The organism is Pseudomonas karstica, assembly GCF_009707515.1.
Classification (GTDB): Bacteria; Pseudomonadota; Gammaproteobacteria; order Pseudomonadales; family Pseudomonadaceae; genus Aquipseudomonas; species Aquipseudomonas karstica.
This window is the reverse complement of the sequence record NZ_WLYI01000047.1, coordinates 24,014-35,836: the sequence shown is the minus strand read 5'-3', so window position 1 is coordinate 35,836 and position 11,823 is coordinate 24,014. Positions and strand designations below refer to the sequence as shown.

Annotated in this window: 13 protein-coding genes; 7 read left to right on the top strand and 6 right to left on the bottom strand. The window is 58.9% G+C overall.

Annotated features, from left to right (window positions below):
• The first annotated feature begins 440 nt into the window (after nt 1–440).
• A complete protein-coding gene (locus GIR22_RS24220; RefSeq protein WP_154745803.1) occupies nt 441–770 on the top strand; it encodes a hypothetical protein in 330 nt (109 codons plus the stop codon).
• Nucleotides 771–844: 74 nt separating this feature from the next.
• Here GIR22_RS24220 and GIR22_RS24215 read toward each other — a convergent pair whose 3' ends face one another.
• On the bottom strand, nt 845–1,750 hold the full coding sequence (locus tag GIR22_RS24215) for a LysR family transcriptional regulator (protein WP_154745802.1): 906 nt from the start codon (nt 1,748–1,750) through the stop codon (nt 845–847).
• Between the two features lie 178 nt (nt 1,751–1,928).
• On the opposite strand from GIR22_RS24215, the gene GIR22_RS24210 reads away from it, so the two are divergent.
• From GIR22_RS24210 to GIR22_RS24200, 3 genes are read left to right on the top strand one after another with little or no spacing between them, the layout of a single operon-like run.
• Nucleotides 1,929–2,627 (top strand): CoA transferase subunit A, encoded by a 699-nt coding sequence (locus tag GIR22_RS24210; protein ID WP_154745801.1) that lies wholly within the window; start codon nt 1,929–1,931, stop codon nt 2,625–2,627.
• Between the two features lie 32 nt (nt 2,628–2,659).
• On the top strand, nt 2,660–3,325 hold the full coding sequence (locus GIR22_RS24205; protein ID WP_154745800.1) for a CoA transferase subunit B: 666 nt from the start codon (nt 2,660–2,662) through the stop codon (nt 3,323–3,325).
• 11 nt (nt 3,326–3,336) lie between these two features.
• Nucleotides 3,337–4,518: an acetyl-CoA C-acetyltransferase gene (locus tag GIR22_RS24200; protein WP_154745799.1), complete on the top strand. Its 1,182-nt coding sequence runs from the start codon at nt 3,337–3,339 to the stop codon at nt 4,516–4,518.
• A 123-nt stretch (nt 4,519–4,641) separates the two neighbouring features.
• Here the strand turns inward: GIR22_RS24200 and GIR22_RS24195 are convergent, their stop codons facing one another.
• Both GIR22_RS24195 and GIR22_RS24190 read right to left on the bottom strand, forming a co-directional pair.
• A complete protein-coding gene (locus tag GIR22_RS24195; protein ID WP_154745798.1) occupies nt 4,642–5,052 on the bottom strand; it encodes a PaaI family thioesterase in 411 nt (136 codons plus the stop codon).
• Between the two features lie 90 nt (nt 5,053–5,142).
• On the bottom strand, nt 5,143–6,228 hold the full coding sequence (locus GIR22_RS24190) for a DUF1615 domain-containing protein (RefSeq protein ID WP_154745797.1): 1,086 nt from the start codon (nt 6,226–6,228) through the stop codon (nt 5,143–5,145).
• Nucleotides 6,229–6,374: 146 nt separating this feature from the next.
• Here GIR22_RS24190 and GIR22_RS24185 point away from each other — a divergent pair, with 146 nt between their 5' ends.
• Nucleotides 6,375–6,989 carry a LysE family translocator gene (locus GIR22_RS24185; RefSeq protein ID WP_154745796.1) on the top strand — a complete coding sequence of 205 codons (615 nt, stop codon included), beginning with the start codon at nt 6,375–6,377 and terminating at the stop codon, nt 6,987–6,989.
• An 80-nt stretch (nt 6,990–7,069) separates the two neighbouring features.
• Here GIR22_RS24185 and hemB read toward each other — a convergent pair whose 3' ends face one another.
• From hemB to GIR22_RS24170, 3 genes are all read right to left on the bottom strand, one after another.
• On the bottom strand, nt 7,070–8,044 hold the full coding sequence (gene hemB / locus GIR22_RS24180) for a porphobilinogen synthase (RefSeq protein ID WP_154745795.1): 975 nt from the start codon (nt 8,042–8,044) through the stop codon (nt 7,070–7,072).
• A 124-nt stretch (nt 8,045–8,168) separates the two neighbouring features.
• On the bottom strand, nt 8,169–9,011 hold the full coding sequence (locus tag GIR22_RS24175) for a PhzF family phenazine biosynthesis protein (RefSeq protein ID WP_154745794.1): 843 nt from the start codon (nt 9,009–9,011) through the stop codon (nt 8,169–8,171).
• Nucleotides 9,012–9,035: 24 nt separating this feature from the next.
• Entirely contained in the window at nt 9,036–9,734 is a 699-nt protein-coding gene (locus tag GIR22_RS24170) for a glutathione S-transferase N-terminal domain-containing protein (protein ID WP_154745793.1), read from the bottom strand.
• A 251-nt stretch (nt 9,735–9,985) separates the two neighbouring features.
• Between GIR22_RS24170 and GIR22_RS24165 the strand changes: the two genes are divergently transcribed.
• Together GIR22_RS24165 and GIR22_RS24160 are read left to right on the top strand one after the other, a co-directional pair.
• On the top strand, nt 9,986–10,696 hold the full coding sequence (locus tag GIR22_RS24165; protein WP_154745792.1) for a histidine phosphatase family protein: 711 nt from the start codon (nt 9,986–9,988) through the stop codon (nt 10,694–10,696).
• A gap of 55 nt (nt 10,697–10,751) precedes the next feature.
• A complete protein-coding gene (locus GIR22_RS24160; protein WP_154745791.1) occupies nt 10,752–11,807 on the top strand; it encodes a permease in 1,056 nt (351 codons plus the stop codon).
• Nucleotides 11,808–11,823: the final 16 nt, after the last annotated feature.

The following is an 11,823-nucleotide window of genomic DNA, read 5'->3' as shown; positions in this document are numbered from 1 at the left end:
GCCGAAAAATGACGCGCAAGTCACCATTTCCCGCAGGCTCCCGTCCCCACGGGCATTTATGTAGTGAGAAAAAATAATCACTACATAATCGTTGACGTAACCTTTTTGTCCTTGCATGATTCAGACGTCTCCCGGATCGGGAGCGTTGGTAACACGTGTTTTGAACAAGCTCGTCTGACCGCCGAGCTGTTTTTCCGGATGTGCACTGCCCACAAGGCAGATTGATGAAGCTGACCGGCCCGAAAGGATCGGTACAAGGAGCTCAAACGCTGCTTGTCTTCGTTATGAAACCATTGGCGTAGCAGTTCATCAGCAAGACTACCTGCATCAGGTTCAAGACCCTGCCCGTATTCGGCAGATCATTACTGACGCCCGGTTTTCGGAACCGGAGACAACTAACGAATCAATTGAAGATCGCCAACTGGTCAAGGGGCTTACACATGAATCTGAACAACCAACCCACTATCGATGAATTGGCTGAGATGTTCGCAGCGCAGAAAGACACGCTCGACGACCATATCCTGTGGATTGGTAAATCGGGCCAGGTCCATATGGACTGCCTGGCGCCCCATACCGTGGAAGAAGAGTTCGACAAAAATAACCGCGAACTGGCGGCGCGCCTGAAGATATACCGCCGCGGCCAGGGTTATGTCGGCAAGAAAGCGGCTGCCGATCGCAACTTTATCGAGCAGGTCTTCCACACACTTAATACCGAATGGCAGAACCTCAAGGGCCATTCGCAAGTTAAAGTGATCGATAAATACTGCTGATAAAAAATCATTATTCAATTTGAGCCTGCTCGTTTAATCGAGCAGGCTTTTTAATGTGCCCGACAAGCTGATACTTATATCAACGCTGGAAACCGCCCCTTCCCCGCCTCATCCCGAAAAATATCAAACAATGCCTGAGCCGCTGCGGAAAGTTCATGTCCGGGTTTGGTCAAGACACCAATAGGCCGTTCGATCACCGGGTCCCCCAGGGTAATGCAATGGGCCCCTGCTTCCTCCATCTGTCGAGCACAGAGCGCCGGCACCGCGCTGACACCTAGACCGCTGGCGACCATTTTCCCCACCGTCGCCAATTGATGACTTTCCAGAGCCACCGGCAACTTCATGCCCAGCGAACCCAAATGATCTTCCAACATCACCCGCACGGTGGAAGGCCGCTGCAAGGTAATGAAGGGCTGCTCCAACAAGGTTTTCCAGTCGATAGCGTGTCTCTGGGCCAACGACGAATCACCCGGTACCACCGCCACGAAACGATCCACATACAGCGGGGTAAATGCCAACGATGAGCCTTGTGACGGTTCGAACGCCACACCCAACTCCACCTGGCGGTCCCGGACCATTTCCAGCACCTGCTCATTGATCACGTCGTTGACCGTGACATTGACTTGCGGATAGCGCGCCCGAAAAATCTTCAGCATCGGCGGCAACAGGTTGCCGGCGAACGACGGCATGGCCGCTACCGTCACCCGCCCACGCTGCAAGGTAAAACGTTGGCGCAATTCATCCTCGGCGTTATCCCAGTCAGCAATCAAGCGTCGGGCCAAGGGCAGCAGCGACTCCCCTTCTGGCGTCAACGCGACGTTGCGGGTGTTGCGGCTGAACAAGCGCCCACCCAGCCCCTCTTCCAGGCCTTTGATGGTCAAGCTCAACGCCGATTGGGAAAGGTGCAGGCGCTCACAGGCCGCAGCAAAACTCAGGCTTTGGGCCACAGCAAGAAAGGCTCGCATCTGTTTAACGGTCATAGGGGCTCCTGGCTGCAAGCAAATGATATTGCCGCCCTATACTTCTGGAAGCTTGCGGCTTGAAGCTTATTATGCTGATTTTTAAATCAATCAACCTTAAAAAACAACTTAACAAATCAATCCATCAGCGCAACACTCAATGCATATGGCTGGCCCACAAACAATAAAAGAGGTGCTTATGGCAGGTTTCGATAAACGCGTGGCGTCCTACGAGGAAGCACTGGCAGGCCTGGAAGACGGCATGACAGTCCTCAGTGGTGGCTTTGGCCTGTGCGGGATCCCGGAAAATCTCATCCAAGAGATCAAGCGCAAAGGCACCCGCGACTTGACCGTGGTGTCCAACAACTGCGGCGTCGACGGGTTCGGCCTGGGCGTGTTGCTGGAAGAAAAACAGATCAGCAAAGTCATCGCCTCCTACGTCGGTGAAAACGCCCTGTTCGAGAAACAATTACTCAGTGGCGAAATCGAAGTGGTGTTGACCCCCCAGGGCACACTGGCGGAAAAAATGCGCGCTGGAGGCGCCGGCATTCCGGCTTTCTTCACCGCCACCGGTGTCGGCACCCCCGTTGCAGAAGGCAAGGAAACTCGCGAATTCAACGGACGTCCATACCTGATGGAAGAGTCCATCACCGGCGACTTCGCCATCGTCAAAGGCTGGAAAGCCGACCACTTCGGTAACGTGATCTACCGCCACACGGCGCAGAATTTCAACCCGCTGGCCGCCACCGCCGGCAAGATCACCGTGGTTGAAGTCGAAGAAATCGTTGAACCGGGCGAGCTGGACCCGGCGCAGATCCACACCCCTGGCATCTACGTCGACCGGATCATTTGCGGCACCTTCGAAAAGCGCATCGAACAGCGCACCGTCCGCAAATAATCCTCCAGCCCTGATAATAAGGAGACAAACACATGGCTCTCACCCGCGAACAAATGGCTCAACGCGTCGCCCGCGAAATGCAGGATGGTTTCTACGTCAACCTCGGCATCGGCATTCCAACCCTGGTGGCCAACTACATCCCCGAAGGCATGGAAGTGATGCTGCAGTCGGAAAACGGCCTGCTGGGCATGGGGCCCTTTCCGACTGAAGAAACCATTGATGCCGACATGATCAACGCCGGTAAGCAGACCGTCACCGCCCGTACCGGCGCCTCGATCTTTTCCTCGGCAGAGTCCTTCGCGATGATTCGCGGCGGCCATGTCGACCTGACGGTGCTCGGCGCCTTTGAGGTGGACGTTGAAGGCAACATCGCCTCCTGGATGATCCCAGGCAAGCTGGTCAAGGGCATGGGCGGCGCCATGGACCTGGTGGCCGGTGCGGAAAACATCATCGTCATCATGACCCACGCGTCCAAGGACGGTGAGTCGAAGCTGCTGAGCCGTTGCAGCCTGCCACTGACCGGCGCCAACTGCATCAAGCGCGTGCTGACGGACCTGGCTTACCTGGAAATCGAAAATGGCGCTTTTGTCCTCAAGGAGCGCGCACCTGGCGTCAGCGTTGAAGAGATTGTCAGCAAGACCGCCGGTAAACTGATCGTCCCGGACCATGTGCCAGAAATGCAGTTCGCTGCCCAGTGAGGAAAGATTCCATGCAAGACGTCGTCATTGTTGCTGCCACTCGCACCGCCGTGGGCAGTTTCCAGGGCTCCCTGGCGAGCATCCCGGCACAGGAACTGGGGGCTGCGGTGATCCGCCGCCTGCTGGAGCAGACCGGCCTCGATCCTGCGCAGGTGGATGAAGTGATCCTCGGCCAGGTACTGACCGCAGGCAGCGGCCAGAATCCGGCGCGCCAGGCATCCATTCTCGCCGGCTTGCCACACGCCGTGCCGAGCATGACCTTGAACAAGGTCTGCGGCTCAGGTCTCAAGGCCCTGCACCTCGGTGCGCAGGCTATCCGCTGTGGTGACGCCGAGGTGATCATTGCCGGCGGCATGGAGAACATGAGCCTGGCACCTTACGTACTGCCAGCCGCCCGTACCGGCCTGCGCATGGGCCACGCCAAAATGCTCGACAGCATGATCACCGATGGCCTGTGGGACGCGTTCAACGACTACCACATGGGCATCACCGCCGAGAACCTGGTAGACAAGTACGGCATCAGCCGTGAAGCCCAGGATGCCTTTGCCGCCGCGTCCCAACAAAAAGCCACCACGGCCATCGAAGCCGGGCGTTTTACCGATGAGATCACGCCGATCCTGATTCCCCAGCGCAAGGGCGACCCGATTGCCTTCGCCGTAGACGAACAACCCCGTGCCGGCACCACCGCCGAGTCCCTGGCCAAGCTCAAGCCGGCATTCAAGAAAGACGGCAGCGTCACCGCCGGTAATGCCTCCAGCCTCAATGACGGTGCCGCTGCAGTACTGCTGATGAGTGCCGACAAGGCCAAATCCCTCGGTTTGCCAGTACTGGCCCGTATCGCCAGCTACGCCAATGCCGGTGTTGACCCGGCCATCATGGGGATCGGCCCGGTCTCGGCTACCCGTCGCTGCCTGGACAAGGCAGGCTGGAAACTGGGCGAGCTGGATCTGATCGAAGCCAACGAAGCCTTTGCCGCCCAGTCACTGGCGGTGGGCAAAGAGCTGGAGTGGGATGCAACCAAGGTCAACGTCAATGGCGGCGCAATTGCCATCGGCCACCCGATTGGTGCATCGGGTTGCCGGGTGCTGGTGACCCTGCTCCACGAAATGATCAAGCGCGATGCCAAAAAAGGCTTGGCGACCTTGTGCATCGGTGGTGGCCAGGGTGTGGCGCTGGCCCTCGAACGAAACTGATTCAACGAGCAACAGAAGAAGGGCCCGACTCCACGAAAAGTCGGGCCTTTTCTTTGCCTGGGTTCCCCTTGAAGTAACACGATCAAAATGCAAGAACGCCGGTGCGACAATTACTCGTCATTGTCAGCAAGCCTGCGGCACCGCAAACACCGCATTGGCCCGCACCACTACCTTCGCCCCCACCTTCAAGCTGACCGTGGCAAACGCCATCTGGCGCCCGCGCTTGTGGTGTTCCAGCCGCACCTCGATCCACTCTCCCACCTGCACCGCCCCCAGATAATCAAGGGTCATGCTGGCCGTAATCAACGGCAATGGCGGTTCACTGGAAAACGCCATGGCGTAACCCATGCCGACATCCGCCAGGGTTGCCAGAACCCCACCGTGTACCGTGCCGCGTCCGTTGGCATGGCGGCTATCGGCACGCAGGCCGATTTCCAGGTGCAGGCCTTCACCTCGGCAGTAAACCGGGCCGAGCAGGTCCAGAAGTGGGCTGCGACGGGGCAGCGGGACAAAACCTTCGGGGACAATGATCATGGCGAGCGCTCCTGAGAGTCTGGCGCAAGATGTAACCCGACGCAGCGGCTACGACCATCAAGATCAGCCCCGCCAATCATCAGCAATAAGCTAACGCTTCATGCAGCGCTGATAGCGCTCATCCACCCGTTTGGCAAACCAGGCCGTGGTCAGGTTACGGGTGATCTTCGGGCTTTTCAGCACGATACCCGGCAAGATCGCTCGAGGCAGCGGCTTGCCTGCGGCCTTCTCGGCAAGGGCAAAGACCCGTTGGTACAGCGTGGAGTCTTCAAAATCCAGACGGTCGCCCTCCTCCAGTTGGCTGCGGATGCTGGGATTGCGCATGTCCAGTGCCCTGCCCAATGAGCGCACCGCCAGTTCAGTGGTGCCGGGCAGGAGCGAACCGTGGCGAATCAAATCGCCATCCAATGCCAGTGGCTTGCCCGAGGCGCGGCTGACGGCGGCCTGGAACGCAGCATTGCGACTGGCATACCAACCGGCGTTGAAATCGGCGAAGCGGTACAGCGGCCGATCGTAGCTCACCGGATAGCCCAGCAAATGAGCAATGCCGAAGTACATGCCGCCACGACGAGTGAAAACTTCCCGGCGAATCGTGGCGTCCACCGTGTAGGGATAACCTCGGGCCTGCTTTTCGGCAAAGGCGATACTGACCTGCATGGGTCCTGCGGTGTGCACCGGGTTGAAACCGCCAAACAAGCTGCTCCCCAAGGGCACGGTGCTGATGAAGTCGTCAAAGATCCCACTGAGATCCTTTTCTGTGCGGGCAGAACTCAAACGGTCGGCGTAGGACTTGCCCGTAGGTGAGCGCAATTGCAGCGCGGTACGCACCAGCACGGCTGGAATATGAACCTTGCCCGCGCGCCGGAGGATTTCGTCCTGGGCAACCTTGCCCAGGTTCGGGACCGAGGGGTCGGCTTGGAAGGTGGACTCCTGCTCGGTCACCGCCAGTACCGCACAGAGGTTTTCAGTGCTGGGGTAGATCTGCTGGGCGTTGAAGGCGGTGTAGATGTCCTGGGCCCAGCCGGCCCGGTCTGGGACTTTCGCCGGCAACAACCGCACGATCTGCGCCTTGACCTCGGCTTCGCTGCGCTCAGGCAGTTGTTGGGTACGTTGGCTGGAGCAACCGGCCAGCACCAGCAGTGTGGTCAGGCAGAGCATCAAGCGGGATGAGAACATGGAGCTTCCTTGAGCGACGATGGATCAGTCATGGCAGGTATCGGTTGGCAAGTCTAACGCGGGTCGCCAATCTGCTGTACTCGCCAATAACAGCGCAACTGTGACAGGATCAAACTTGCGTCCTTCCAACAAGGAATTTGAATACCATGCTCAGCATGAACTTCCTCGTCACTTGCCTGATCGTCGTGCTGATCCCCGGTACCGGGGTGATCTTCACCATTTCCACAGGGCTTACCGCCGGCAAGCGGGCCAGCGCCTTTGCCGCACTGGGCTGTACCGCCGGGATCGTCCCGCACCTGTTGGCATCGGTGCTTGGGCTATCCGCCCTGTTGCACACCAGCGCGCTGGCCTTCGAGGCCTTGAAGTTTGCCGGCGCTGCTTACTTGTTGTACCTGGCCTACGCCACTTGGCGGGACCGTTCGGCCTTTGCCATGAATGACGCCCCGACGGTTTCCAGCGCCAGTAGCCTGATGGTCAGGGGCTGCCTGCTGAATATCCTCAACCCGAAGTTGACGATTTTCTTCCTCGCGTTCCTGCCGCAATTCGTCACCCCTGGCAGCACCGCACCGGCCCTGCAAATGCTGGTCCTGAGCAGTGTATTCATGGCGATAACCTTGGCGGTGTTTGTGATCTATGGCCTGTTGGCCAATGTGTTCCGTCGCGCGGTGATCGAATCACCACGGGTACAGAACTGGCTGCGCCGCAGCTTTGCCACGGCATTTGCGGGGTTGGGGCTGAACCTGGCGTTTGCGCAGAGATAACCCCTGAAACCTGAATGTACGAGAATAGAACGCAGGAGCTGTCGTGCCAAAGCTCGGCAGCCCCCTGCGTTGAGTCGACGTCAGATCCCGGCCAACGCCAGGTCCATCGCAAAGTAGGTAAAGATCAGGTCCGCTCCGGCCCGCTTAATGGAGCCTAGGGTTTCCCGGACAATCCGACCTTCATCAATGGCACCGGCCTGGGCACCGAATTTGATCATCGCGTATTCACCACTGACCTGATAAGCCGCCACCGGCAGGCGCGAGGCTTCACGGATGTCGCGGATAATGTCCAGGTAAGCACCGGCCGGCTTGACCATCAGCGCATCCGCGCCTTCCTGCTCATCCAGTAGAGACTCACGTACCGCTTCGCGGCGGTTCATCGGGTTCATCTGGTAGCTCTTGCGGTCGCCCTTGAGCGCGCTGCCGCCAGCTTCACGGAACGGGCCGTAGAGGGCCGAAGCAAACTTGGTGGAATAGGCCATGATCGGAATTTGGCTGAAACCGGCTTCATCCAACGCCCGGCGGATCGCCTGGACTTGCCCGTCCATCGCAGCCGACGGCGCAATCACATCGGCACCGGCGCGAGCCGCGGCCACCGCTTGCTTACCGAGGTTGACCAGAGTGCGGTCGTTATCGACTTCGGCACCGTGCATCACGCCACAATGACCGTGATCGGTGTATTCGCAAAAGCACGTATCGGACATGACGATCATCTCCGGCACCGCGTCCTTGCAGATGGCCGACATGCGCGACACCAGGCCATGTTCACTCCAGGTATCACTGCCGCTGGCGTCCAGGTGATGGGACACGCCGAAAGTCATCACCGACTTGATCCCGGCACGGGCATAACGCTCGATTTCACCGGCCAGTTTCGATTCGGGAATGCGCAGCACTCCTGGCATGCTGGTGATTGGCACGAAGTCGTCAATTTCTTCTTCGACGAAAATCGGCAGCACCAGGTCGTTGAGGGTGAACTCGGTTTCCTGGAACAAGCCACGCAACTCCGGGGAGCGGCGCAAGCGACGGGGACGGGCCTGGGGAAACTGGCTGGACATGGACACTCCTGAAAATAGGCCAAGACGAAGATATTTAGGGCGCAAGCTTATGCCCGTCACGCCTGGCAGGACAAACACCAAGGGGAGAACAGTTTATTGCGAAACCTGTAACAATTGCATTGATCTACAGACGTAGACGCCCGTCTATACACACCGCCACGGCGCCGCCGACCCAGATATCCTCGCCCTGCTGCTCCACGCGAATACGTCCGGCGCGGCCCATGGCCGTGCCCTGGCTGACCACATAACGACTCGGCGCCAAACCTTCACCCAGCAACCATTGGGCAACACCGGCGTTGAGACTGCCGGTAGCCGGATCTTCCGGAGCCCCATCCCCGGCGATAAAGGCCCGAACTTCGAACTGCGCCTCCATGCCGTCGCGCTCAGGATTCCAGGGGGCGATCACGCCTACCGCCAGTCCGTGCAATTGCGAGTAGTCCGGGCGCAATTGCAGGACCTCTTCACGATCCCCTAGCATTACCGCCAGCCAGCCCGCACCGTTGTCGACCCATTGGCTGCGAATAATGGCTCCAGGCTCCAACACCAATGCCTGCCGGACCCGCTCTATCAGCTCGGCCTCCACCGGGCCTGAGCGCAACAGGGGTGGTGCAATAAAGGCCAGTTCTTCGCCCTGACGCCGGATACGCACCAGGCCGATTTCACACTCCTGGATGATCTCCTCCCCTTTGGCTTGCCCGCCCGCTTGCAGCCAGGCATGGCAACTGCCCAAGGTAGGATGGCCGGCAAAGGGCAGTTCCTGCTGGGTGGTGAAGATTCTTACCCGGTAGTCTGCTCCCGGATCACGAGGTTTAAGCAGGAAGGTGGTTTCACTGAGATTGGTCCACTTGGCGAAGTCCGCCATTTGCTGATCGCTCAGGCTGTCGGCGCCCAGCACTACGGCCAGGGGGTTGCCTTTGAGGGCGACGCTGCTGAAGACATCCAATTGTTTGAAATCGAAGAAAGGCATGGGGTTCCTGTGTGTCCGTTATGTTCAGGCGGGAATGTTCAGCCCACGGATCACCGCAGGCCGCGCGACAAAGCCGTCCAGCACCCGCAACACATTCGGGAAATCGGCAATGCCCACCAACTCACCTGACTCATAAAAACCGATCAGGTTGCGGACCCAGGGAAAGGTGGCGATATCGGCGATGGTGTACTCCTCGCCCATGATCCAGCCCCGACCTTGCAGGCGCTTTTCCAGCACGCCCAGCAAGCGCCTGGCTTCGGCGGCGTAACGGTCACGGGGACGCTTGTCTTCGTAGGCCTTGCCAGCGAACTTGTTGAAGAAGCCGACCTGGCCGAACATTGGCCCGATACCGGCCATCTGGAACATCAGCCACTGAATCGTTTCGTAACGTGCAGCGGGAGCCTGGGGCAGGAATTGGCCGCTTTTCTCTGCCAGGTAAATCAGAATCGCTCCCGACTCGAACAGGGCCAGCGGATGACCGCCCGGGCCATCCGGGTCGATGATTGCCGGAATCTTATTGTTGGGATTGAGCGACAGGAATTCAGCACAGAGCTGATCCTGAGTCTCAAAGCTGACTTTGTGTGGCTCATAGGCCAGGCCCAACTCTTCCAACATGATCGAAACTTTGACCCCGTTGGGGGTCGGCAAGGAGTACAGTTGGAGGCGTTCGGGATGTTGGGCCGGCCATTTTCGGGTGATCGGGAACGTAGAAAGTGAGTTCATTGCAAAGCTTCCATGGCAAGATGCCCTCATCATAGTCATCTGGCAGACAGCTTGCATTGGTCTTCAATTCGCAACATCGCCACACTAATATCCCCTCGACGCGAACTAAAAAGCCCCGGATGCACTCTTAAGTGCACCCAAAAATTCAAGGGAGGCACACGGCGACAACGACATAGACCCCTCACAATGCCTGATGCGTTGCTGGGGCCGGCTTATCCGCCTTAACCTGATGCACTTAAGACGAAAACCTAATGACGCTAAAGCCTCTGTGCCTTGCCCAACGCCTTAAACGTTATTCATACGTTATGTTGCCACTGCTGCTGGTGGTTGGCGCCCTTGCCGTCGCCCTGGAAGCCCGCGAAAGTCGCGCCCAGCAAGTGGACGGCGTACAGACCCTGGTATTTCTGCGCCATGGGGAAAAGCCGGAGGGCGGCCTGGGCCAGCTCAACTGCCAGGGGCTCAACCGCGCCATGAACCTGGCCACCGTATTGCCGGAGAAGTTCGGCAAGGCCGATTTTGTATTTGCCGCCAACCCGACCCGTAACGTCGAGGAAGGTGAGTTCGACAACTCCTACAGCTACATTCGTCCTCTGATGACCATCAGCCCCAGCGCCATCAAGCTCGGCCTGCCGGTTAACATCGAGTACTCGGCCAACGACACCAGTGACCTGGCCGACGAATTGGTGGAAAACAAATACCGCAACTCGATCATCTACACCGCCTGGTCCCACGGCTACCTGCCGGAGTTGATCAACAAGGTAGCGAGCGAAGCGACCGGCGAAAAACAAACCATTACCGATGACTGGTCCGGCAACGATTTCGACACGTTGTATGTGCTGACCCTGACCTGGCATGACGGCAAGGCCAGCCTGCTCAGCCGCAATTACAAACAGGGCCTGGACAACGGCCAGCACACGTGCCCGGCGGCTACCCATGCAAGTGCCAATGTTGATCCCGCATGAATCACAACAGCGGCGTATGATGCGTCGCTATTGACTCACCTGCGGATCGTTCAACATGCCCAACTTCTCCTCCACTCACCCCGTCCGGGGTTGGTCCTTCTGGTGGAAGCCGGCGCTTTTTCTCCTGGTGGCCTGTGTCGGCCTCTACTACGTGAAATGGTCGCCCTACTACCTCAAGGCATTTGTCGCAGCCGATAACCACAACATCGGTGCCTCGATTCTCAACGACGAACAACGTGCGCCACTGGCCGCCGCACTGGCGTATGCCCAGGTGTATTTCCTGGCGATCTGGAAAGCTGCGGTGCTGGCGGTGATTCTTGGTTCGTTGCTGCAAGTACTCATCCCCAAGGACTGGCTGTTGCGCCTGTTCGGTCGCGCCGGGCTGGGGTCGACCTTGCGCGGCGGGCTGTTCGCCTTGCCGGGAATGATGTGCAGTTGCTGCGCCGCACCAGTGGCCGCCAGCATGCGGCGCCAACAGGTGTCGGTAGGCGCCGCGTTGGCGTTCTGGATCGCCAACCCCGTGCTCAACCCCGCGACGCTGGTATTCATGGGCTTTGTGCTCGGCTGGGGGTTTACCGCGTTGCGCCTGGTGGCAGGCGTTGTACTGGTGATCGGCGTTTCGCTGGTGGCCCAGCGCATCGCCCGTCCTGATCAGGTACCGGAAGCGGCACTGGACGCCGTCGCCGAAGCCAGCACCCAAGAGACCCAATCGTTCCTGACCCGCTGGTTGCAAACCTTGTGGCAACTGTTCTGGAGCACAATACCGATCTATATCCTGGCGGTGCTGATCCTGGGCGCGGCGCGGGTCTGGCTGTTTCCCCATGTTGACGGAGCGATGGCCCACAGCCTGGTATGGCTGGTGCCCCTGGCGATCGTCGGTACGCTGTTTGTGATCCCGACAGCGGCGGAGATTCCCATTGTGCAGACCATGATGGCCTTGGGGCTTGGCACCGGGCCGGCCGTGGCCTTGCTGATGACGCTGCCGAGCGTGAGCCTGCCGTCGCTGTTGATGCTGCGCAAGGACTTCGACGCTCGGGTACTGGTAACGGTAGCCGGCTTGACCATGTTGATGGGTGTGGTGTGTGGCTTGATCGCAATGCTCATTCTGTAGTTACGAGCGTTCCCAC

What these genes read in the sequence shown, in the direction of transcription:
- GIR22_RS24220 (WP_154745803.1), top strand. Translation starts at nt 441, where the DNA reads ATGAATCTGAACAACCAACCCACTATCGATGAATTGGCTGAGATGTTC.
- GIR22_RS24215 (WP_154745802.1), bottom strand. Translation starts at nt 1,750, where the DNA reads ATGACCGTTAAACAGATGCGAGCCTTTCTTGCTGTGGCCCAAAGCCTG.
- GIR22_RS24210 (WP_154745801.1), top strand. Translation starts at nt 1,929, where the DNA reads ATGGCAGGTTTCGATAAACGCGTGGCGTCCTACGAGGAAGCACTGGCA.
- GIR22_RS24205 (WP_154745800.1), top strand. Translation starts at nt 2,660, where the DNA reads ATGGCTCTCACCCGCGAACAAATGGCTCAACGCGTCGCCCGCGAAATG.
- GIR22_RS24200 (WP_154745799.1), top strand. Translation starts at nt 3,337, where the DNA reads ATGCAAGACGTCGTCATTGTTGCTGCCACTCGCACCGCCGTGGGCAGT.
- GIR22_RS24195 (WP_154745798.1), bottom strand. Translation starts at nt 5,052, where the DNA reads ATGATCATTGTCCCCGAAGGTTTTGTCCCGCTGCCCCGTCGCAGCCCA.
- GIR22_RS24190 (WP_154745797.1), bottom strand. Translation starts at nt 6,228, where the DNA reads ATGTTCTCATCCCGCTTGATGCTCTGCCTGACCACACTGCTGGTGCTG.
- GIR22_RS24185 (WP_154745796.1), top strand. Translation starts at nt 6,375, where the DNA reads ATGCTCAGCATGAACTTCCTCGTCACTTGCCTGATCGTCGTGCTGATC.
- hemB (WP_154745795.1), bottom strand. Translation starts at nt 8,044, where the DNA reads ATGTCCAGCCAGTTTCCCCAGGCCCGTCCCCGTCGCTTGCGCCGCTCC.
- GIR22_RS24175 (WP_154745794.1), bottom strand. Translation starts at nt 9,011, where the DNA reads ATGCCTTTCTTCGATTTCAAACAATTGGATGTCTTCAGCAGCGTCGCC.
- GIR22_RS24170 (WP_154745793.1), bottom strand. Translation starts at nt 9,734, where the DNA reads ATGAACTCACTTTCTACGTTCCCGATCACCCGAAAATGGCCGGCCCAA.
- GIR22_RS24165 (WP_154745792.1), top strand. Translation starts at nt 9,986, where the DNA reads ATGACGCTAAAGCCTCTGTGCCTTGCCCAACGCCTTAAACGTTATTCA.
- GIR22_RS24160 (WP_154745791.1), top strand. Translation starts at nt 10,752, where the DNA reads ATGCCCAACTTCTCCTCCACTCACCCCGTCCGGGGTTGGTCCTTCTGG.